The sequence below is a fragment of the Arthrobacter sp. PsM3 genome, assembly GCF_030433895.1.
In the GTDB taxonomy this organism is placed as follows: Bacteria; Actinomycetota; Actinomycetes; order Actinomycetales; family Micrococcaceae; genus Arthrobacter.
This window is the reverse complement of record NZ_JARUXE010000001.1, coordinates 39,838-60,399: the sequence shown is the minus strand read 5'-3', so window position 1 is coordinate 60,399 and position 20,562 is coordinate 39,838. Positions and strand designations below refer to the sequence as shown.

General features: G+C 67.8%; 19 protein-coding genes. 13 read left to right on the top strand and 6 right to left on the bottom strand.

Features of this window, described 5'->3' with window-relative positions:
- Window positions 1-61 precede the first annotated feature (61 nt).
- The 3 genes from iolB to QCD75_RS00250 all read right to left on the bottom strand — a co-directional run bounded on the left by iolB (window position 62) and on the right by QCD75_RS00250 (window position 2,800).
- Window positions 62-958, bottom strand: a complete 897-nt coding sequence (iolB, locus tag QCD75_RS00260) for a 5-deoxy-glucuronate isomerase (RefSeq protein ID WP_301224520.1) — start codon at window positions 956-958, stop codon at window positions 62-64.
- A 139-nt stretch (window positions 959-1,097) separates the two neighbouring features.
- Entirely contained in the window at window positions 1,098-1,838 is a 741-nt protein-coding gene (locus tag QCD75_RS00255) for a GntR family transcriptional regulator (RefSeq protein WP_301224758.1), read from the bottom strand.
- Between the two features lie 131 nt (window positions 1,839-1,969).
- Window positions 1,970-2,800 (bottom strand): gamma-glutamyl-gamma-aminobutyrate hydrolase family protein, encoded by an 831-nt coding sequence (locus QCD75_RS00250; protein WP_301224518.1) that lies wholly within the window; start codon window positions 2,798-2,800, stop codon window positions 1,970-1,972.
- A 53-nt stretch (window positions 2,801-2,853) separates the two neighbouring features.
- Between QCD75_RS00250 and QCD75_RS00245 the strand changes: the two genes are divergently transcribed.
- From QCD75_RS00245 to QCD75_RS00225, 5 genes are all read left to right on the top strand, one after another.
- On the top strand, window positions 2,854-3,342 hold the full coding sequence (locus QCD75_RS00245) for a polyketide cyclase / dehydrase and lipid transport (protein WP_301224516.1): 489 nt from the start codon (window positions 2,854-2,856) through the stop codon (window positions 3,340-3,342).
- A gap of 118 nt (window positions 3,343-3,460) precedes the next feature.
- Complete coding sequence (locus QCD75_RS00240; RefSeq protein WP_301224514.1) at window positions 3,461-4,168, top strand: FadR/GntR family transcriptional regulator; 708 nt, start codon at window positions 3,461-3,463, stop codon at window positions 4,166-4,168.
- Between the two features lie 196 nt (window positions 4,169-4,364).
- Window positions 4,365-5,753, top strand: coding sequence for an MFS transporter (locus QCD75_RS00235; protein WP_441005416.1), 1,389 nt, complete (start codon window positions 4,365-4,367; stop codon window positions 5,751-5,753).
- Between the two features lie 27 nt (window positions 5,754-5,780).
- The gene (locus QCD75_RS00230; protein ID WP_301224510.1) at window positions 5,781-6,554 is read left to right on the top strand and encodes an SDR family NAD(P)-dependent oxidoreductase; all 774 of its coding nucleotides are present in this window, start codon (window positions 5,781-5,783) and stop codon (window positions 6,552-6,554) included.
- A 134-nt stretch (window positions 6,555-6,688) separates the two neighbouring features.
- A complete protein-coding gene (locus QCD75_RS00225; protein WP_301224508.1) occupies window positions 6,689-7,822 on the top strand; it encodes an LOG family protein in 1,134 nt (377 codons plus the stop codon).
- Between the two features lie 4 nt (window positions 7,823-7,826).
- Here the strand turns inward: QCD75_RS00225 and QCD75_RS00220 are convergent, their stop codons facing one another.
- Window positions 7,827-8,753 (bottom strand): matrixin family metalloprotease, encoded by a 927-nt coding sequence (locus QCD75_RS00220; protein WP_301224506.1) that lies wholly within the window; start codon window positions 8,751-8,753, stop codon window positions 7,827-7,829.
- Window positions 8,753-9,982 (bottom strand): VIT1/CCC1 transporter family protein, encoded by a 1,230-nt coding sequence (locus QCD75_RS00215; RefSeq protein ID WP_301224504.1) that lies wholly within the window; start codon window positions 9,980-9,982, stop codon window positions 8,753-8,755. The genes QCD75_RS00220 and QCD75_RS00215 overlap by 1 nt, the downstream gene beginning before the upstream one ends.
- A 264-nt stretch (window positions 9,983-10,246) precedes the next feature.
- Here QCD75_RS00215 and QCD75_RS00210 point away from each other — a divergent pair, with 264 nt between their 5' ends.
- A complete protein-coding gene (locus QCD75_RS00210) occupies window positions 10,247-10,483 on the top strand; it encodes a hypothetical protein (RefSeq protein ID WP_301224502.1) in 237 nt (78 codons plus the stop codon).
- A gap of 160 nt (window positions 10,484-10,643) precedes the next feature.
- On the opposite strand, the gene QCD75_RS00205 is transcribed toward QCD75_RS00210, so the two are convergent.
- Window positions 10,644-12,167: a sodium:solute symporter gene (locus QCD75_RS00205; RefSeq protein ID WP_301224500.1), complete on the bottom strand. Its 1,524-nt coding sequence runs from the start codon at window positions 12,165-12,167 to the stop codon at window positions 10,644-10,646.
- A 311-nt stretch (window positions 12,168-12,478) separates the two neighbouring features.
- Here QCD75_RS00205 and QCD75_RS00200 point away from each other — a divergent pair, with 311 nt between their 5' ends.
- The 7 genes from QCD75_RS00200 (at window position 12,479) to QCD75_RS00170 (ending at window position 20,424) form a co-directional block, all read left to right on the top strand.
- Window positions 12,479-13,054 carry a helix-turn-helix domain-containing protein gene (locus QCD75_RS00200; RefSeq protein WP_301224498.1) on the top strand — a complete coding sequence of 192 codons (576 nt, stop codon included), beginning with the start codon at window positions 12,479-12,481 and terminating at the stop codon, window positions 13,052-13,054.
- Between the two features lie 304 nt (window positions 13,055-13,358).
- The gene (locus QCD75_RS00195; RefSeq protein ID WP_301224496.1) at window positions 13,359-14,762 is read left to right on the top strand and encodes an ammonium transporter; all 1,404 of its coding nucleotides are present in this window, start codon (window positions 13,359-13,361) and stop codon (window positions 14,760-14,762) included.
- Window positions 14,759-15,100 carry a P-II family nitrogen regulator gene (locus tag QCD75_RS00190; protein ID WP_301224494.1) on the top strand — a complete coding sequence of 114 codons (342 nt, stop codon included), beginning with the start codon at window positions 14,759-14,761 and terminating at the stop codon, window positions 15,098-15,100. The genes QCD75_RS00195 and QCD75_RS00190 overlap by 4 nt, the downstream gene beginning before the upstream one ends.
- Before the next feature lie 118 nt (window positions 15,101-15,218).
- The gene (speB, locus tag QCD75_RS00185) at window positions 15,219-16,343 is read left to right on the top strand and encodes an agmatinase (protein ID WP_301224492.1); all 1,125 of its coding nucleotides are present in this window, start codon (window positions 15,219-15,221) and stop codon (window positions 16,341-16,343) included.
- The gene (locus QCD75_RS00180) at window positions 16,340-18,040 is read left to right on the top strand and encodes a thiamine pyrophosphate-binding protein (protein WP_301224490.1); all 1,701 of its coding nucleotides are present in this window, start codon (window positions 16,340-16,342) and stop codon (window positions 18,038-18,040) included. The genes speB and QCD75_RS00180 overlap by 4 nt, the downstream gene beginning before the upstream one ends.
- Before the next feature lie 166 nt (window positions 18,041-18,206).
- Complete coding sequence (locus QCD75_RS00175; RefSeq protein WP_301224488.1) at window positions 18,207-18,686, top strand: MarR family winged helix-turn-helix transcriptional regulator; 480 nt, start codon at window positions 18,207-18,209, stop codon at window positions 18,684-18,686.
- Between the two features lie 10 nt (window positions 18,687-18,696).
- Window positions 18,697-20,424, top strand: a complete 1,728-nt coding sequence (locus tag QCD75_RS00170; RefSeq protein ID WP_301224486.1) for an MFS transporter — start codon at window positions 18,697-18,699, stop codon at window positions 20,422-20,424.
- Window positions 20,425-20,562 lie beyond the last annotated feature (138 nt).

Sequence of the window (20,562 nt, the reverse complement as noted above, 5' to 3'; positions counted from 1 at the left end):
CAAGAATCCCGGAGCCCAAGGGCTCCGGGATTCTTTTGTGTCTGGGGTGGGTTGCGGCGTCTCAGGCGCCGAAGGGCAGCCGCGGATCGAGGTCCTGGCCTTCCCACGTCTGGCGGATCCAGCCGTGATGCGGGTCGTCGCTGATGAGCCACTCGCGGACCGGGCCGGGGCCGGCCATCACATTGAGGTAGTACAGGTCATAACCCGGAGCCGCCATCGCCGGGCCGTGCCAGCCGTACGGCACCAGGACGACGTCGCCGGTCCGCACCTCCGCCGCGACGTCGATGGGCCGCTCGTCCGAGGCGTACACGCGCTGGTAGCCGATCGCGTCGTCCGCTCCCGGCCGGGCCGGAGCGCCGGGCGTCACCCGGGTTTCAAAGTAGTAGATCTCCTCGAGGCTGGTTTCGCCGTCCTTCTCCTCGTCGTGCTTGTGCGGGGGATAGGAGGACCAGTTGCCGGCCGGTGTGAGGACCTCGCAGACGATGAAGCGATCCGCCTCCAGCGCGGCGGGGGTGCCGAAGTTGTGGACCTGGCGGGAGCAGTTGCCGGCCCCGCGCAGTTCCACCGGGGTCTCCGCGGCCGTGATGAGGCGGGTCGGGTAGGAGGCCTTGGCCGGGGCCGTGGCCACGGCGACGCGACCGCCGTCGACCGAACTGATGCTCAGGGCCCTGCCGGTTCCCGTGTAGAGGACGTCGCTGGGGCCGCTGAAGACGTCCGCCCGGCCGGCCAGCCGGTAGTCCTCGCCGTCGACGGACACCGTGAAGGACCCGTTGAGCGGGACCACGATGCGTTCCTCGTCCGCCGCGGGGAGTTCGACGGCGGCCCCGGCGCCCAGCGTGGCGACCTTCAGCCCGGTGTGGGCCCAGCCTCCCACCGGCACGGCGGAATCGACGGGTCCCAGCGAGATGTCCCAGCTGCCTTGGGCGGCGGTGCCGAGCGGATAGACCCAGTTGGCCATGAGTTCTGCCCTTTCGTTGTCGCGCCGGAGGAGGGCGCGGGTAGTTGACGGGGTGGGGTGTTCGCGGTGCGGTGTTCGCGGTGCAGTGTTCGCGACGGCGGGGCGCGCGTCGCCGAACGGCCAGCTGGCGCGGTGGCGCCTATCTTTGGACGAGCGTCATTTCGAAGCTGTAGGAATCCGCGCGGTAGACGTGGTGTCCGGTCTCCACCTGGCGCCCGGTGTCGTCCACGGCCGTGCGTTCCATGGTCACGAGGGCCGAGCCGGGGGTGGTTTCCAGCAGGGTGGCCTGGTATTCGTTGGCGATCATGGCGCCGATCCGCTGGGAGGCGAGCCGGAAATTCACGCCGCCGTTGCGGAGGATCCCGTACAGCCCTTGTGAGCCCAGGAGCGCCTCGTCGAGGGGGGTGATGTCATCGCGGACCCAGTTCTCCATCAGCGCCAGCGGTTTGCCGCCGACCTTCCGGAGCCGGGTGAAGTGGTAGACCTTGGCGCCGACGGGGAGCTCCAGTGCCTTCCGGGTGGCGGGGTCCGCCTCATCGTGGGAGAAGCTCAGCACCTCCGTGGTGGGCTTGCTTCCGTTGTTGCTGAGGTCGTCGAACAGGCTGGAGAGTTCCAGGGGGCGCCGGACCTGGCTGGAGACCACCTGGGTGCCGACGCCGCGCTTGCGCACCAGCAGGCCCGAGCGGACCAGCTCGTCCATGGCTTTGCGCATGGTGGGGCGGGAGAGGTTCAGCTGGGCGGCCAGGTCGATCTCGTTGTCGAGCCGGCTCCCCGGCGGAAGGATCCCGCCGTGGATCGCGGCTTCAATGCCCTGGACCACCTGGTGGTAGAGCGGGACCGGGGAGTTCCGGTCGACGTTGAGTTTGAGTTGATTCGCCACTTTTTGAATAGCCACTGTTGAAGCGCTCCCTTGTGCCCCGGACCTGGGCCCAGATTGGGCCGCCGGTCACGTTCTTCAGCATATGTTCGCTTGATAGGACATACTGCCTAACTTCATAATAGCAGGGCGTTTCAGGCCAGGGGAGAGCTGCGACACACCTCAATGAAGCTGCGAAAAGGGGCCAGCCGCTCCTCGGCCGGCAGTTCCAGGGCCTCGGGATGCCACTGCACGGACGCCACCCAGCGTTCCGGATCCTCGAGCGCCTCGACGGTCCCGTCCGCGGCCACGGCTGTCACGACGAGTCCGGCGGCGAGCCGGCCCACGGCCTGGTGGTGGCCGGAGGCAATCCTGACGGTGACGCCGGCGGTTCCGTTGCCTGCGCCGCCATGGCCCGTGCCGCTCGCTCCGCCGCCGTTGCCGGCGGCTGTATCCCCGCCTGTTTCCCCGCCGTACAGCCCGGCAACCTTGCTCCCGCCCTGCACCTCGACCTCGTGCCAGGCCCACGGCCCGGCCCCGTCTGCCGGCTCCGGTTCCCGGTGGGCCACGGTCCCCGGATCCATATCCTGGATCAGCGTCCCGCCATAGAGCACATTGAGCAGCTGGTGCCCCCGGCAGACGCCGAGCACCGGCAGTCCCGCGCCGATTGAGCGCCGGGCAATGGACATGTCCAGTTCGTCCTGGGCGTGGCTGACGTCGTAGCAGGCGCCACCGGGCACCTCGCCGTAGCGCCGGGGGTCCAGGTCGCCGCCGCCCGGAAGAAGGACGCCGTCGAGCGCCTCGAGCGGCTCCTCCGGCGCGGTCAGCAGCACCGGTTCGCCGCCGCCGTCGCGCACCAGTTCCACGATGTAGTCGAAGAGCGCGTTGGCCTCAGCCACCCGCGGATCCGGGTCCGTGGAGCTGCTGAGCCGGACGGGAATGCCGATGCGGGGCCGGCCGCAGCGGGGGAGGGTCGGAATCTGCATGATTTATTCTGCAACAGATCTTCTGTCCCACAACGCAGGTCTAGGCTTAGCGGATGACCAACAGATATCTCGTGTCCCGCAGCCGCTTCATCGCGGCCGCTCCGGAAGCCATCTTCGAAGTGCTGTCCAACCCCGCGCTGCACAGCGTGATTGACGGTTCGGACACCGTGAAGGGCGCCCAGCCGCGCGGCCCCGAACGGCTCGCCCTGGGTGCGAAGTTCGGCATGGACATGAACATGAAACTGGACTACAAGATCCTCAACACGGTGTGCGAGTTCGAGGAGGGCCGGCGGATCGCCTGGCGGCACTTCGGCGGCCACATCTGGCGGTACCTGCTGGAGCCCGCGACCGACGCCGCCGGCAACCCCGGCACCCTCGTCACGGAACAGTGGGACGCACGGCAGGTGCGCGCCAGGATCCTGCTGCGCCTGGCCGGCTACCTCCGCCGCCATCCGGCCAACATCGAGCAGACCCTCGCCAAGCTGGACGCCTACGTTGCGGCCCCCGGGCGGCGCCAAGCCGGCACTCCCGGGGCTTCCTGACGCCTGGGCCGCGCCCATACGGGCCGTGCCGCCGGGCGGTGGCTCCCGCCGCGTCCGGCGGCTTCTGTAATGTGGATGGCACCGGGAGCAAAAGGCAGGACTGAAGGTAGGAGCCGCGATGGGCCGCAGGACACTCGTTGACGACCTCGTCGACGGCCTGCTCGCCGACATCCTGGACGGCAAACTGCAGCCCCACCAAGCCATTCCCCCTGAAGCTGACATCGCCAAGGCCTACGATGTCAGCCGCCTGACGGTGCGCGAAGCGCTGAAGGCCCTGCGCGCGCAGAATATCCTTTACGTGAAGGCCGGCCGCGGAACCTTCGTCAATCCGTCGGACAACTGGACCGGCCTTGATGCGATCTTCAAGGCCGCCTCGCACGGCAGCGGGGCGGAGCAGGTGGGTGCAGGCCTGATTGAGATGCGCCGCATGGTGGAAACCGGGGCCGCCGCGCTGGCGGCCAAACGCCACACCCCCGAACATGCCCAGCAGATGCGCGAGTGCATCGCGGACATGAAACGCTTCCATGATTCCGGCGACCTGGATGCCTTTGTGGCGGCGGACATCGGCTTCCACGACGCCGTGCTGAAGGCCTCGGGCAATCCGTTCGTGCGGGCGCTGTTCGCCCAGCTGGGGCAGCTCCTGTACCTGAAGCGGCGCGAAACGTCAGCCGTCGAGGAAATCCAGGTGCACGCCATCGAGTACCACCAGAAGGTCCTGGACGGGATCCTGAGCGGCGACGCCGAGCTGGCCCGCCGCAGCATGGACGAACACATGGACCAGACGTACCGGGACTACGAGCGCTACGTGCACAACGCGGCGTCCTGACCCGACGGTCGCACGCCGGCCGGGGGCTTGACGTAACCCACGTCACTCTTTTATGCTCTTCCTCATGCTCTTCCATCAGATGTCTGACATCTGACTCAGTTCCTTTCGAGCCGGTACACCCGGACTGAGCCTCCCCACCCTCCCCACGGAGACCCGCCACCCCCGCCGGTGCGGGCCTCCGTTAGACAGAAGGTCGATGATGACTTCCCTCTCCCAAAAGTCCGCCGGACTCGGCGAGCTCGGCGAGCGCACGCTCCGCAAGGTCCGCCGCCGCGTTATGCCGCTGATCGTCCTGCTCTACTTTGTCGCCTACCTTGACCGCAACAACGTCGGCTTCGCCAAACTCACCATGAGCGAGGACATCGGCTTGAACGCCGCCGCGTACGGGCTGGGCGCCGGCATCTTCTTCCTCGGCTACGCGCTCCTCGAGATCCCGAGCAACGCAGGCATGTACCGGTTCGGCGCACGCAAGTGGCTGGCCCGCATCCTCATTACCTGGGGCATCTTCGCCACGGCCATGTGCCTGGTGAACGGCGAATCCACGTACTACATCGTCCGCTTCCTGCTGGGGGCGGCCGAGGCCGGGTTCTTCCCCGCAATCCTCTTCTACCTGACCCTCTGGTTCCCCGCCGCGCAGCGTGTGACCGTGCTCGGCATCTTCATCCTGGCCCAGCCGGTGTCCAACGCCCTGGGTGCCCCGGTGTCCGGGCTGCTCCTGCAGATGGACGGCGTCATGGGCCTTCAGGGCTGGCAGTGGCTCTACATCATCGAGGGCATCCCGGCCATCCTCCTGGGCCTGCTCACGCCCATCCTCATGACCGACCGCCCGCGGGATGCCAAATGGCTCGACAATGACGAGCGTGAATGGCTTGCCGGCACCATGGAAGCCGAACTGGCCGTCAAGTCCGGCGCCGGCAACCACAACTTCCTGGCTGGCCTCAAGGACAAGCGCACCCTGGTCTACTCCGCCCTCTACTTCGGACTGGTCTGCGGCATCTATGGGCTGGGCCTGTGGATGCCCACCATCGTCGCCGCCCTCGGCAAGTTCTCCACGCCCCAGATCGGCTTCATCGTCTGCATCCCGTACACCGTGGCCGCCGTCTTCGTCTACTTCTGGAGCAAGCGTGCGGACCGGACCGGGAAGCGTGCCTGGCACACCGCCGTCAGCATGCTGCTGGCCGGCATGGGCCTGCTGGCCGCAGGATACCTGCTGCCCGTCAACCCCGTTCTGGCCATGATCGGGCTGACGGCCTCGGCCATGGGCATCTACGGCGCCATCGCACCGTTCCTGTCGATGCCTTCCGCCGCCCTGACGGGGGCGGCCGCTGCCGCCGGCCTGGCCATGATCAACTCACTGGGCAACCTGGGCGGGTTCGTTGCCCCCTACGCCGTCGGACTCCTGAACGACGCCACGGGCAGCAACCAAAGCGGCCTGCTGTTCCTGTCCCTGTGCCTGTGCATTACCGCGGTGGCAACGTACCTCTACTCCCGCAAACGCCCCGAGGGCGATGCCGCGCTGGATCCCGCAGTGGCCGCGGCCGCCGCAGCGACCACCGGCTCCACGGCCCCCACCAAGATCTCCTGACCCCGACATCCCCAAAGGAAACACAAAATGAGCGCAACCACTTTCCCCACCGAACGCACAGTTGTTCTGACCGGCGCTGCATCGGCCCGAGGCATCGGCCGCGCCGCCGCAGACCGGATGGCCAGCGAAGGATGGTCCATCGCCATCCTGGACATCAACGCCGAGGACGCCAAAGCCGCCGCCGCCGAGATCGGCTCCAACCGCGCGGTCAAGGCCATCGGGGTCGGGGCGGATGTCTCCGATGCGGCGTCCGTTGACCGGGCGATCACCGAGATTGAAGATTCGCTGCCGCCGATTGTGGCCCTGGCCAACCTGGCGGGCATCAGCTCCCCGACGCCGTTCATGGAAACGACCGTCGAGGAGTGGGACAAGGTTTTCGCCATCAACATGCGCGGAACATTCATCGTCTCCCAGCGGGTGCTCAAGGGCATGATCGAGCGCAAGCTCGGGCGGATTGTGAGTATCTCCTCCATCTCCGCCCAGCGCGGCGGCGGCACCTACTCCAAGGTTGCCTACAGCGCCTCCAAGGCCGGCATTATCGGTTTCACCAGGGCCCTGGCCCGGGAAGTGGGCGAATTCGGCGTCACTGTCAACGCCATCGCACCCGGTCCGATCGACACGGACATCATGGGCGGCGCGCTGAGCGACGAGCGCAAGGCCCAGATGTCCGAGGGCATCATGATGGGCCGCGTCGGCACCCGCGAAGACGTGGCGGCACTGATCGCCTTCCTGCTGGGACCGGATGCTGGCTACATTACGGCCGCCACCTATGACATCAACGGCGGCCTCCAAGTTTCCTGACGCGATCCGTAACCACCCACGGGTGCCCCGCCGGTTTCGGCGGGGCACCTCCGTGTTGGCGGCCCCTGTGCCTGCCGCGGCGGAGCCGATGACCTTGCAGGGACCTGCAGCTGCGCCCCCATTAGGCTGGCCCTATGAACGCCGCCCGCAGCCTGCACCCGAGCCCGCGAACACTGGAGGTCGAAAGCCTGGACAGCTTCGACCGGCTGGTCGCGGCCGGGGCCAGGACGATGCAGGGCTGGCATGCCCAGTCGCTGGACCTGCGCGGACGCACAGCACAGCTCAAGGCCATGAACGCGCAGGGCGGGATCTTCCTCGGCTGCACCTTTGACGACGGCGTGGAGGATGCGCTGCGCAGCCGCGGCGCCCTCATTTTCCCCAAGCTTGCGGCGGTGCCGTTCAATCCGTACCGCGCACGGCTATACACCCCGCAGGAGCTTTACGAGGGGATCGGCGAATCACGCTATGAGGACACCCTGGACGCCAGGGTGTACCAGTGGAGCATCCAGCCGGGACAGCGCCACCGCCTGGACGCGACCCTGGCCGCGGCCCTGCACGACCACTCGATCGGCGATGCCCTCGAGGAGCTGACCCGCTCCGAACTCTGCGTGGGCCGGACCATGGTGGGCGTGATGGGCGGGCACGCGGCGCGGCGCGGTTCCGGTGTTTTCGAGGAGGCCGCGCTGCTGGGGCGGCTGCTGGCCCGGGACGGCCGGGTGGTTGCCACCGGCGGCGGTCCCGGCACGATGGAGGCTGCCAACCTCGGCGCCTACCTGAGTGACGCCCCAGAGCAGGATTTCCGGCGGGCACTCGACGACCTCGCCGCGGTTCCCGGCTTCAGGCCCTCTGTTTCGGCGTGGACGCGTACTGCCGCCGCCGTCGTCGAACGCCATCCGGAGGGCACGCCGTCACTGGGGATCCCCACCTGGTTCTACGGGCACGAGCCGCCGAACTTCTTCGCCACCCACATTGCCAAGTACTTCGCGAACGCCATCCGCGAGGCCATCCTGCTGGAGCTATGCAACGGCGGCATTGTCTTCCTGCCGGGATCCGGAGGCACCGTGCAGGAGATTTTCCAGGATGCCTGCGAGAACTACTACGGCACCCCGGAAACCATCATGCCGATGGTGCTGGTGGGACTGGAACACTGGCTGCGGCGCTACCCGGCCTGGCCCCTGCTGCAGAGCCTCGCCGCGGGGCGGGGGATGGAGAGCCGGATCTTCCTGGTGGACACGGTGGAGGAGGCGCTCGCCGTCCTGGACCGTTAGGCGCTCACAGGTCCTTGCGGCAGTGCGCCTTGCCCAGCTCGTACAGGCCGTTCAGATCGCCGGCGGCCAGGCCGTCCGGGGCACCGATCTCGGGGTACATCAGCTGCGTCGGGTCGTCCACATGCTCCAGCCCCATGACATGGCCGAGTTCGTGCAGGATCACCGCGGTGGCATACGCGGCTCCGTCCCGCCGGTTGAGGTCCTCGGCGATCTGCGGAGCGTCGAGTTCCAGGCTGCCGGTGACAAAGCTTTTGGGTCCGGCGCCGAAGCTGAAGTGGGTGCTGCCGCCGGTGCCGATCACCGGGCCCTTGAGCTGCGGGGCCTGCTCCGGGGTAGTCCAAGCGATCAGCAGCGGCGCCCAGCGTTCGCCGTAGACGTCCTGCTGGTAGGGGACGCGGGACTGCGAGGGCTGCTCGGCGGTGGGCCCGTCGTTGACGAATTTGATGCCGGTCGCCCGGGACACGGTCCTGATCGCGTCGTCAACCAGGCGTTCGGCGCCCTCCGGGGCGACTGCCGCGTTCACCACAAAATGCAGCGGCCGGCAGGGCGAGTAGCCCACCGGGGTGCCGTCGTCGTTCATGGCCAGGAACTTGTATGAGCTGCTGGAAAGGGCCGGTTTCTGCGGGCGGCCCAGCGGCTCGTCCTGCTCCTGCAGTCCGGGCGGGGGAGTGTCGGTCCGCACGGCTTCAGCCGCCGCAGGCTGCCCGGGCTGGGCCGGCTGGCCTGCCTGCCCCGCCATCGACCTGCCCGGCCCGGTTCCGCGGCTGACCTCGAAGAGCCCGGCGAATCGCGGATCCCCGTAGATGAAGCCGGCCGCCAGGAACGCGGCGCCGGCAATCAGGGCTGCCGTGGCGAGGCCCCGGATGATCCGCCACGTGGTGCGTGAACGGCTGTGCCGCGGTGTCCGGTCCCGGAACTCAGGACCGTCCACTAAGAGACCACGGCGCCGAAGGCCATGCCCAGCAGGTACGTCACGCCGGCGGCGCCCATGCCGATGGCCAGCTGGCGGAGGCCGCGGGAGGTGGGCGAGGTGCCGGAGAGGAGGCCGACGACGCCGCCGGTGAACAGCAGCGCCAGGCCCACCAGGACAGCGGACACGGCGAGGGCCGCGACGCCGGTCATGCCCAGGACGAAGGGCAGGATCGGCACGATCGCGCCGGAGGCGAAGAAGCAGAAGCTCGACGCCGCCGCGCTCCAGGCGGTGCCGACCGCTTCGTGCTCGTCGCGGGCCTCCGGCAGCTCCGGCTGCAGCGAAAGGCTGGGGTCGCAGTCGCAGTCGAGCAGGCCCATCCGCTCCGCGACGCGGTGTTCGGCAGCCTCCCGCGACATGCCGCGGGCCAGATAGACCAGCAGGAGTTCGTTGTGCTCGATGTCCAGCGAGGGTGCGGCGGCCAACGTGATCTGGGTGGGGCGGGTCGCGGCCAGGAGTTCGCGTTGCGAGCGTACGGAAATGAACTCGCCGGCCCCCATGGACAGCGCCCCGGCCAGGAGCCCGGCGACACCGCTGAGCAGGACCACGGAACTGCCCACACCGGAGGCGGCCATGCCCATGACGAGGGAAAGGTTGCTGACCAGCCCGTCGTTGGCGCCGAAGACGGCCGCACGGAAGGTGCCGGCCAGCCGGTTGCGGCCCCGGGTCGCGAGCCCGCGGACGACTTCCTCGTGGATCTGTTCGTCGGCGACCATGGCCGGGGTGGCCGAGGGGTCGTTGGCGTACGGCGAACGGCTTTCGGCCCGCTGGGCGAGGGCCAGGACAAAGACCGAGCCGAAGTGGCGGGCCAGGAAGCCCAGCAGTTGGCTGCGGAGCGAGGCGGGGCGGGGCCGGCCGGCGTGCCCGCCGAGCAGCTGGAGCCAGTGCGCCTCGTGGCGGCCTTCGGCTTCAGCCAGGGCAAGCAGGATCTGGCGTTCCTCGCCCCGGCGGTTTTGGGCCAGGTCGCGGTAGACGGAGGCTTCGGCCCGTTCGTCGGCGAGGTATTGCCGCCACCGCTTGATGTCCGCGGGGCTGGGCTTTGCATCTCCCGGCGCTGCGGCGGGCGGTGTTGCATCTCCCGCCGTTGCGGCGGGCGTTGCTGAGGGGCCGGGTGTTGCGGCCGGTACCTCGTGGCGGGATTCGTGGTGGGGTTCTGGGTTGAACGGGTCAGATGTGGCGTGCTGGGACACGGAAGCTCCTGGGCTTGAAAAGGGCATGGTTCGGCCCCATTGCGTATTCAGCGTACCCCGTATTTCCGCGGATTTTCGGCTGGCGATCCTTAGTAGAGAGTTTAGGCGGACCGTAAAAAGGGCCCGCGCCGCAGGGCCTTTCGAGGCTGTCGGGATCCGGCTCGACGGGAGCCCTTGACCGTCCGGGTTCCCGGTGTTCGAATGAAACCCAGGGCGGGCTCTCCGGGGCCCTTGCCGCCACCCCAGTCACACGGAGGTTGCATCATGGACAACATCGGCTCAAGTCCAATCCAGCCGGCCCGGGATTCCCTCGAGTCCGACCCCGCGTACGACTTCGCCGAGGATGCGCCCGTGAGTGATGGCGAGGAGAGCGAGGAGGACGAGCTGTTGGAAGAGGCCGATCGGCTCGTTCCCCTCGAGGAGGAGGACTTCCTGGGCGACGAGACGCCGGTAGTGCCTCTGGAAGGGGAAGAATTCCTTGAGCCGGAGGAAAACGAATGATGCCCCCGGTGGCTTGAACGTCCGACGGCGGCGCCCCCGGAAGGGGAGCGCCGCCGTCGAACTTTAATACGCAATCCGGACCTTGGTGCGTCAGGACGTTCCTGGCTCCGGGGCCTGGTCCGTCCGGAACTGGCGCGTCCGGAACTGGCGCGTCCGGGCCCTAGTGCGTCAGGACGGGGACCTGTTCTTCCTCGGCCGCACCGCCGGCCACCCGGCGGTGCCAGTTGGCCATGACCGCCGGATCCGTCGGCCTGGTCAGCAGCGACACCGCAATGTAGACGGCTGCGGAGGCCAGCAGGCCGTAGTAGATCGGTTCGTTGGCGTAGATGCCGTCCAGCGGGACCTCGGCGTTGATCTCCAGGAAGATCATGGTGCCCAGCGTGATGACCGAGCCCACGGCCATGGAGGCAGCCGCGGCGACGCCGGTGCCGCGCTTCCAGGCCAGGCCGCCGAGGATGGCGACCAGGAGTCCGCCAACGAGGATGTCGTACGCGATGGTCAGGGCGGCGACGACGTCCTTGGTGATGATGGCGATCACGATCGCCACGATGCCGAGGCCCAGGACCCACATGCGGTTGGCCTTGACGTCGTGCTCCGGGTTGTCCGTGTCGTCGGTGTTGATGTTCTTGCCGAACCAGCCGGCAACGAACGGCAGGACGTCGGCGCGGGCCACCGTGGCGGCGGCGATCAGGGCGCCGGAGGCCGTGGACATCATGGCGGCAACGGCCGCGGCGAGCACCAGGCCGCCGATGCCGATCGGCAGCAGGTTGGTGGCGACCTCGGCGTAGACAACGTCCTTGCCGAGGGCCTTGACGTCGATGGCCGGCAGGGCGACGCGGGCGCCGAGGCCGATCAGGGCGCCGGCCGCACCGTAAAGGATGCAGTAGATGCCGGCCGTGGCACCGCCCCAGCGTGCGACCGTGGGCGTCTTGGCGGTGAAAACGCGCTGCCAGATATCCTGGCCGATCAGCAGGCCCAGGGTGTAGACGACGAAGTAGGTGATGATCGTCTGGATGCCGATGCCGTCAATCTGGAAGAAGCTGGCGTCCACGCGGGCGCGGATCCCCTCGAAGCCGCCAGCGGCGTTGAGCGTCAGCGGCAGCATCAAGAAGAAGATCCCGACCGTCTTGATGACGAACTGGACCTGGTCGGCCAGGGTGATGGACCACATGCCGCCGATGGTCGAATAGACCAGGACGATCGCGCCGCCGATGGCGATGGCGAGGGCACGGTCCCAGCCGAAGAGCACCACGAAGATGGTGGCGTAGGCGCCGGTGGATGTGGCGCAGAGCATCAGCGTGTAGGCGAGCATCACGATGCCCGAGGTCTGGGTGGCGTGGCTGCCGTACCGCAGGCTCAGCATCTGGGAGACCGTGTAGATCCTGAGTTTCTGGATGGTGCTGGCGAAGAGCAGGCTGAGCAGCAGCACGCCGGCGCCGATCGCGACCACGAGCCACATGCCGGAGATGCCGAACTTGTAGCCGAGGCCGACGCCGCCGACGGTGGAGGCGCCACCGAGCACGACGGCGGCCATGGTTCCGGTATAGAGGAACGGGCCGAGGCGGCGGCCGGCCACCAGGAAGTCGCTGTTGTTCTTGGTGCGGGACTTGCCCCACCAGCCAAACGCCAGCATGGCGACCAGGTACACCACCACAATGGCGATGTTGACGAAACTTGCGTCCATTAAGGGCTCCTCGGAGCTGTTCGAAGCAGGGCTGAACCGGCCGGCACGCCACAGGGCGGCGGCGATCGGGTGCTTCTTGACGGGTACGGAGACGGGGTGCCTGCGGAAGTGTCCCGTGGCCGGGTAACACCACCGCGGTTCGGCGGTCGCTATTGCCCTATAGGCAACACTTGTTGCCAAACACTAGGTGTGATCCGCGTAACAGTCAAGGCGTATGACGCGTCGCGGGGGGATCAGGCCGCCGGGGGATGCCGTCCCGCTAGTATTGCTCCAATGATGGGGCCGAGCGGCCGGCCGTGAAAGGTTCCTAAATGAAGGCTCTACCAGTTGAACCGAGCAACGTTCCCGTTGCCATCGGTTCCCGGATCCGCGCCGCGCGGCAGTCGCAGCGGCTCACCATCGAGCAGGTTGCCGATGCCACCGGGCTGACCAAGGGCTTCCTCAGCCGGGTGGAGCGCGACCTCACCTCACCCTCGGTCGCTTCCCTCGTGACGCTCTGCCAGGTGCTCTCCATCTCGATTGGCGATCTCTTTGCCGCACCGGAAACGCATCTAACCAAAAAGAACGAGGGCCCGCGGATCTCGCTCGGCGGCGAAGGGATTGTGGAGCGGCTGCTGACCGCGCGCTCCGAGCGCCGGGTGCAGATCATCCAGGCCGTGATCGAGCCCCGCGGCCGCGGCGAATCGGAACTGTACGCGGTGGACTGCGACGTCGACGTGCTGCACGTCGTCAACGGCAGCATCCGGCTGATCCTCACGAACGAGGAATTTGTGCTGCACGCGGGGGACACCGTGACCTTCCCGGGCCGTGAGCCGCACACCTGGGTGAATCCGACGGACGAAGCCGTCGAGGTCCTCTGGGTGCTGGTCCCCGCCGCGAGCCGCTAGGGCCCGGTGTCTAGGGCTACGGCTAGGGCTACGGCCCGGCCATGGCCGGGCCGCGGGCCTGCGCGCCCCGGTGCCGGGCCGCGAGCCATGTGAGATGTACGTCACACGCTGTTAACGTCGCCGAAACACCGATTTAGCTTTGGCGCTTCCCTTGTTACGTGGCCGCAATACCGGCACAGCCCGCCTGAAACACGCCCCCGGTAGCGTCGGCAACGGGGGAGGGACGGGCAACTGTGCCGACATAAGTAACGGTCTCGCCGATCCGGCGCCTTTGGAGCGCCGGCACTCAAGGAAGGCTCCCACAATGAACATGGCTGTGCTTGCAGTAGCAATGGAAGTTGATCCCCAGGCGCTCGACCCTGGTGCGACGGCATGGATGCTGGCGGCATCCGCGCTGGTTCTCTTGATGACTCCCGGTCTGGCCTTCTTCTACGGCGGCCTCGTCCGGATGAAATCCGTCCTGAATATCATGATGATGAGCTTCGGCGCCATGGGCGTGGTGGGAGTCGTCTGGGCCCTGTGGGGCTACGGCATGGCGTTCGGGCCCGACTCACTCAACGGATTGATCGGCGACCCCTTTGCCAATTTCGGCCTGAGCGGGCTGACCAGCACTATCGGCACCAAGGCCGCCGGCCTGCCTGACATGGTGTTCATCGGATTCCAGGCCACCTTTGCCATTATTACCGTAGCCCTGATCAGCGGTGCCGTCGCTGAACGCGTCCGGTTTGGACCCTGGCTGCTCTTCGCCGCCTTGTGGGTCACCCTCGTTTACGCCCCCATTGCCCATTGGGTCTGGGGCGGCGGCATCTTCGGGGCCGACGGCGTCATCGGGAGCAAGATCTCGGCCCTCGACTTCGCCGGCGGAACCGTGGTGCACATGAACGCCGGTATTGCCGGCCTCATGCTGGCGGTGGTCCTTGGCAAGCGGCTGGGCTTTATGAAGGACCCGAACATCCGCCCGCACAACCTGCCGTTCGTGATGCTCGGGGCGGGGCTGCTGTGGTTCGGCTGGTTCGGGTTTAACGCCGGCTCCGAACTGGCGGCCGACGCCACGGCGGCCCTGGCCTGGACCAACACGCTGCTCGCAACGTGTGCCGCGCTGCTTGGCTGGCTGCTCATCGAGCGGCTCCGCGACGGGCACGCCACCTCCCTGGGCGCCGCCTCGGGCGCAGTGGCCGGGCTCGTGGCCGTGACCCCGGCCTGCGGATTTGTCGACCCCATCGGCGCCATCGCGATCGGCGTCGTGGCGGGCGCGGTCTGCGCGCTCGCCGTGGGACTGAAATTCAAGATCGGACTGGATGACTCCCTGGACGTGGTGGCCGTCCACTTCGTCGGCGGCCTGTGGGGCACCCTGTCACTGGGCTTCTTCGCCCTCCCCTCGGCCAAAACGGAGGGCGGCCTGTTCTACGGCGGAGGCATGGCCCAGTTCTGGCCGCAGCTGCTCACCGCGCTCATCATCACATTGTGGAGTGGCCTGATGACCACGCTGATCGCCTTCATCATCCACAAGACCATGGGCATGAGGGTCTCCGAAGCCGACGAACTCAACGGCATCGACGTGACCGAACATGCCGAGACAGCCTACGAACTCCTGATGGTCGGCGGCAGCTTCCACCCGGGGGATCCGCACGGCAAGGCCGATGCTGACGCAGTGGCCGCCGAGAGCCAGCAGGAGGGCGAGCGCAGCCGCGGCAAGGTGTCCACATGAAGCTCGTCACTGCGATCGTGCGGCCGGAACGCGTCGACGCCGTCAGCGCGGCCCTGGAGGAACTGGGCGTCAACGGCCTGACCGTCAGTCCGGCCAGCGGCTACGGCCGGCAACGCGGCCACGTGGAGGTGTACCGGGGCGCCGAGTACACCTCGGACCTCCTGCCTAAGGTCAGGGTTGAGGTGCTGGTCAACGAGGATGTGCTCGACGCCGTGATGGACGCCATTATGGCGGCGGCCCGCACAGGAAGCTTCGGGGACGGCAAGATCTGGACCTTCGAGGTGCGCGACGCCGTCCGCGTGCGGACGGGGGAGCGGGGCGCCTCTGCAATCGCCTGAGGATCCATCGGTGGGGCCAGGGAGGGTCAGCTGGTAAACAATTGATGCGCAATACGAAACTTCGAGTGTATGATGGCTGTCACACCCGTCGGTCAATCCTCGAAGGAGAGGCTTTCTTTTGGAAGAGCTGCGCATCGAGGCCAATGGCAACCTTGGCCCCATTGATTCATCCCGCATTCCGCGCTACGCGGGAGCCGCCACCTATGCGCGCCTGCCGCGGCTGGACCAGGTCGCCAAGGCCGACGTCACGGTTGTCGGCGTGCCGTTCGACTCGGGCGTCTCGTACCGGCCCGGCGCCCGCTTCGGGTCCAACCACATCCGCGAGGCCAGCCGGCTGCTGCGCCCGTACAACCCGGCGTGGGACGTCAGCCCCTTCGAAAACATCCAGGTGGCCGACGCCGGCGATATGGCGGTCAACCCCTTCAATATCCATGAAGCGATCGAGACCATCCAGCAGAACGCCCTGGACCTGACCGCCTCGGGCAGCAAGCTGCTGACCCTCGGCGGGGACCACACCATCGCGTTGCCGCTGCTCCGCGCCGCCGCCGAACGCGCCGGCCAGCCCATTGCCATGCTCCACTTCGACGCGCACCTGGACACCTGGGACACCTACTTCGGCGCGGAATATACCCACGGCACCCCGTTCCGCCGCGCCGTCGAGGAAGGCATCCTGGACACCGAGGCGATCAGCCACATCGGCACCCGCGGCCCGCTCTACGGCAAGAAGGACCTCGACGACGACCACCGCTTCGGCTTCGGCATCGTCACCTCCGCCGACGTCTACTACCAGGGCGTGCTGGAAACCGTCGCCAAGGTCCGCGACCGGATCGGCAACCGCCCGCTCTACATCTCCGTCGACATCGACGTGCTGGATCCCGCCCACGCGCCCGGCACCGGAACCCCGGAGGCGGGCGGCATCACCAGCCGCGAGCTGCTGGAAATCATCCGCGGCTTCCGCGGCATGAACCTGGTCGGCGCCGACGTGGTCGAGGTAGCCCCCGCGTACGACCACGCGGACATCACCGGCGTCGCCGCCAGCCACGTGGCCTATGAACTCGTCACCCTGATGGCGGACCGCGCGGTTGATGGCGACCGTTTCGGCACGCCCAGCGGGTACGCGGTTCAGGCCCTCGGCCAGGAATCCCGCCGCCCGGCCGGCTTCGCGGCTCCGGCTGGTTTCGCGACGCCGGCTGGCTTCCCGGCTCCGGCGGGCCGGGGCGCCGGGAACGGAGCCACCCAGTGACTGGTGTGCGTAACGGCGGCGACCTCGTCGTCGAAACCCTCGAAGCGCTCGGCGCCAAGACCGTATTCGGCATCCCGGGCCAGCATGCGCTGGGTCTCTTTGACGCCATGGGCCGCGGAAACCTGCATTTTGTCTCCTCGCGGGTGGAGAACAACTCGGCCTTCGCCGCGGACGGTTATTCCCGGGCCACCGGCGAGGTCGGTGTCCTGTTCCTCTCCACCGGCCCCGGCGCGCTGACCTCCCTGGCCGGCCTGCAGGAGGCCTATGCCACCGGCGTTCCCATGGTGGTCGTCGCGAGCCAGATCCCACTGGAAGGACTCGGTGCCCGCCGCAAGGGCATGCTGCACCAGCTCGATGACCAGAAGGCCTCGGCCGCGAACGTCACCAAGAGCCAGCGGCTGATCCAGCACGCCTCCGGTATCCCCTCCGCCATCCAGGACGCCTGGACCGAGGCGATCTCCTCGCCGCAGGGCCCCGTCTGGCTGGAAATCCCGCAGAACGTGCTGCTGGATCCCATCATGGTGCCGCCGGTGGAGGACGCGCTCGCCGAAGCCGCGGACAATCCGCCCCGCGTGGAACTGGTCCGCGAGGCCGTCAAATGGCTCGCGACGGCAGAACGTCCCGCCATCATTGCCGGCGGCGGCACCCGCCGCGGCCGGGCCGAAAAGTCGCTGCTCTCCATCGCCGAGAAACTGCGGGCACCTGTCATCTGCACCCCCGGCGGGAACGGCGCATTCCCGTGGAACCACGAGCTCTCGCTGCAGTCCTGGATCGAGGACCAGTACATGACGGAGCTGCTCGAGGACGCCGATGTCCTGATCGTGATCGGCTCCTCGCTCGGGGAAGTCACGTCCAACTACTTCACCTTTGCCCCGCGCGGCAGGATCATCCAGATCGATGCGGAACCGCGCGTGCTGGAATCCAACAGCCCCGGCCTGGGCATCCGGGCCGACGCCGGCCAGGCGCTCGCCGCCCTGGACGCAGCCCTTGATGCCGCCCTTGATGCCGCGCTCGGTGCCGCCCTGACGGAGCCGCGTCGAAAGCGCGCGGACTGGCACGGCACCCCACCTGAGACCCTGGTGAAGGACGCCCTCGCGAAGGTTAAGGCCCGGCTGGAATCCCAGGACCTGGGCAAGGAACTGAAGTTCATGGCGGACATCAGGGAGGCCGTGCCCTCCGGCATGCAGACCTTCTGGGACATGACCATTTCCGCGTACTGGGCCTGGAGTTGCTGGGACGCCCGCGCGGGCCAGTTCCACTCCGCGCAGGGTGCCGGCGGACTCGGCTTCGGTTTCCCCGCGGCGATCGGCGGCGCCGTCGGCCTGGAAACCACCGGCAAGTCCGGCGCTTCAGCCCGGGTGCTTGCCGTCTCCGGCGACGGCTCGGCGATGTACTCCATCTCCGAACTGGCCACTGCCAAGCAGCACAACGTCCCGGTCACCTGGCTGATAGTGGACGACGGCGGCTACGGCATCCTGCGGGAATACATGGTCGGCGCCTTCGGCAAGGCCACCGCCACCGAACTCGCCCGTCCTGATTTCGTCAAGCTCGCCGAGGCCTTCGGGGTTCCGGCCGTCCGGGTTGCACCCGAGGACGTCGGGGACGCCCTCAAGGCCGGTTTCGCCGGCCACGGGCCGAACGTCGTCGTCGTCGAAACCCTGCTCAGGATGTTCGCCCCCACCCACGTGGAGCCCTGAGCAACACCCTCCCCGCCCCCGCGAGCACGAGCGCGGACCGGCAGCACTGCTGCCGGTCCGCGCTCGGCATTTAAGCCCGGAAATTAAGCCCGGAAATAGGGTTAGTTTCCCAAAGTAACTAATTTCCTGCTATATTGTTGCCTTAGGCAAGCAAAGAGGGGCCCTCATGGCAGTTGAGCCGGACACCGCAGCCAAACTCGTCCACCAGATCTTCGATTTGCAGCGTGCTGTGCGCTGCGTCGCCGCCGTCAAGCTTCGCGGGGAGGACACCGGCGTGGCGCTTCAGGGCGTCCTGCGGTTCGTGGGGGAGGGCGAAGCCCGGGCCACCCAGCTCGCGGACCGGCTCGGGGTCAGCGCGCCCGTCCTCAGCCGGCACATTGCCGAGCTGGAGGAGCAGGGCTACGTGGTCCGCCGGCCTGACCCCCTGGACGGGCGGGCGCAGCTGGTCGCGCTCTCCGACTCGGGGATCGGGAAACTCCGCTCCATCGAGGACCAGCGCGCCGCGACACTCCTGGGCTTCCTGCAGGACTGGAGTGAGCAGGACGTCGAAGAGACAACGAAAACCCTGCAGAAACTTGCTGAGTCCCTCAGGACCTCGGCCCGGGCAACGACGGCCGGATCCCCCAATACGACCGAAATTGTTTAAGGAGCGTCCCATGGCAGCAACCACAGAAATGCCCCCCGCACCAACGTTGGTGATGACCCACCGCCAGATCATGGAAGCCCTGACCGGCCTGCTGGCCGCGTTCTTCACCGCGATCATCAGCAGCACGATCGTCGCGAACGCGCTTCCCACGATCATGTCCGAACTCAACGGCACCCAGACCGACTTCGCCTGGGTCATCACCGCGGCCCTGCTGGCCAACGCGGCGACCACCCCCATCTGGGGCAAGCTGGCGGACCTCTTCAACAAGAAGGTGCTGGTCCAGCTCAGCATCGTAATCTTCGTCGCCGGGTCCGTCATGGCCGGCCTGTCCGAGACGATCCCGCTGCTGCTGACCGCCCGCGTGATCCAGGGCATCGCCATGGGCGGGCTCACCGCGCTGGCGATGGCCATCATCGGCTCCATCATCCCGCCCCGCGACCGCGGCAAGTACTCCGGTTACATGGGCGCCGTGATGGCCGTGGGGACCGCCGGCGGCCCGCTGCTCGGCGGCTTCATCGTGGACAGCCCGCTGGGCTGGCGCTGGACCTTCTTCGTCTGCGTTCCGCTGGCCATCGTCGCGCTCATCCTGCTGCAAGTCACCCTGAAGCTGCCGCACGTCCGGCGCCCTGCCAAGATCGACTGGCTCGGCTCCATTCTGCTGACCTCCGGCGTGAGCCTGCTGCTGATCTGGGTGTCCTTCGCCGGCAACCCGGACTACTACGACTGGTGGTCCTGGCAGACCGCGGCCATGGTGGGTGGCGGCATCGCCCTGCTGGCCCTGTTGGTCCTGGTCGAATCCAAGGTCTCGCAGCCGATCATTCCGCTGAAGATCATCTCGCAGCGCACCACCGCCCTCGCCATCCTTGCCTCGATCGCCGTCGGCGTCGGGATGTTCGGTTCCTCCGCCTTCCTTGGCCAGTACTTCCAGGTGGCACGCGGCGCATCACCGACCGAAGCGGGGCTCCTGACGCTGCCGATGATCGCCGGCAACCTGATCGGCTCCGTGGTTTCCGGACAGCTGATCAGCCGGACTGGAAAGTGGAAGCGGTACCTGGTCGCGGGCTCAATCCTGCTGATCAGCGGCCTCGGAATGACCGGAACCATCGATCACACCACCGAACTCTGGCAGACCGGCATCTACACCGCGGTCCTGGGCCTCGGCCTGGGCCTGCTGATGCAGAACCTCGTCCTGGCGGTGCAGAACACCGTGCGGGCCAGCGACATCGGAACCGCCAGCGCCTCGGTCGCGTTCTTCCGGTCGGTCGGCGGCGCCATCGGCGTCTCCGTGCTCGGTGCCATCATGGGCAACCGGGTCAAGGAACTCGCCACCGAGGGCCTTGCCGCCGCCGGGATTCCCGCCGGGGGCGGATCCGGGTCCAGCATGGACCTCAAGGACCTGCCGGAGCCGGTCCGCGAGATCATGCGGGCCGCCTACGGTGACGCCACCGCCCAGATCTTTATGGTCTCCGCGATCGTCGGCCTCGTCGCCCTGGTGGCCATCCTCTTCATCAAGGAGGAGCCGCTGCGGCGCACCGTGGATATCGCCACCCCCTCCGCCAAAGTCAACGCCGCCAAAGTCGACGACGGCGGCCCGTCCGCAGGGACTGCGGTGGAGTCGCCGGCGCCTGCGTCGGCTGCGTCCGCCGGACCGGTGGCCGGGACCGGCATCGTCGATCTCGACCGGGAATTTGTCGAGGTGCTCAGCCAGCAGCGCGAAAGCCAGCGCCGGGCCAAATAGCCAGGAAGACTGCCTGCGATCGGCACTGCGGCCGCCCCGATAATCAGGGGGCGGCCTCGGTGCCGCACTATTGTCTTTGCAGTCCGCGGGAATGTCGTCGCAGGGCGTGAAAAGTACGCCGTTTGGATGATTTTCAGT

What these genes read in the sequence shown, in the direction of transcription:
- QCD75_RS00235 (WP_441005416.1), top strand. Translation starts at nt 4,365, where the DNA reads ATGATGACTTCCCTCTCCCAAAAGTCCGCCGGACTCGGCGAGCTCGGC.
- iolB (WP_301224520.1), bottom strand. Translation starts at nt 958, where the DNA reads ATGGCCAACTGGGTCTATCCGCTCGGCACCGCCGCCCAAGGCAGCTGG.
- QCD75_RS00170 (WP_301224486.1), top strand. Translation starts at nt 18,697, where the DNA reads ATGGCAGCAACCACAGAAATGCCCCCCGCACCAACGTTGGTGATGACC.
- QCD75_RS00175 (WP_301224488.1), top strand. Translation starts at nt 18,207, where the DNA reads ATGGCAGTTGAGCCGGACACCGCAGCCAAACTCGTCCACCAGATCTTC.
- QCD75_RS00230 (WP_301224510.1), top strand. Translation starts at nt 5,781, where the DNA reads ATGAGCGCAACCACTTTCCCCACCGAACGCACAGTTGTTCTGACCGGC.
- QCD75_RS00205 (WP_301224500.1), bottom strand. Translation starts at nt 12,167, where the DNA reads ATGGACGCAAGTTTCGTCAACATCGCCATTGTGGTGGTGTACCTGGTC.
- QCD75_RS00210 (WP_301224502.1), top strand. Translation starts at nt 10,247, where the DNA reads ATGGACAACATCGGCTCAAGTCCAATCCAGCCGGCCCGGGATTCCCTC.
- QCD75_RS00190 (WP_301224494.1), top strand. Translation starts at nt 14,759, where the DNA reads ATGAAGCTCGTCACTGCGATCGTGCGGCCGGAACGCGTCGACGCCGTC.
- QCD75_RS00245 (WP_301224516.1), top strand. Translation starts at nt 2,854, where the DNA reads ATGACCAACAGATATCTCGTGTCCCGCAGCCGCTTCATCGCGGCCGCT.
- QCD75_RS00240 (WP_301224514.1), top strand. Translation starts at nt 3,461, where the DNA reads ATGGGCCGCAGGACACTCGTTGACGACCTCGTCGACGGCCTGCTCGCC.
- QCD75_RS00195 (WP_301224496.1), top strand. Translation starts at nt 13,359, where the DNA reads ATGAACATGGCTGTGCTTGCAGTAGCAATGGAAGTTGATCCCCAGGCG.
- QCD75_RS00225 (WP_301224508.1), top strand. Translation starts at nt 6,689, where the DNA reads ATGAACGCCGCCCGCAGCCTGCACCCGAGCCCGCGAACACTGGAGGTC.
- QCD75_RS00200 (WP_301224498.1), top strand. Translation starts at nt 12,479, where the DNA reads ATGAAGGCTCTACCAGTTGAACCGAGCAACGTTCCCGTTGCCATCGGT.
- QCD75_RS00250 (WP_301224518.1), bottom strand. Translation starts at nt 2,800, where the DNA reads ATGCAGATTCCGACCCTCCCCCGCTGCGGCCGGCCCCGCATCGGCATT.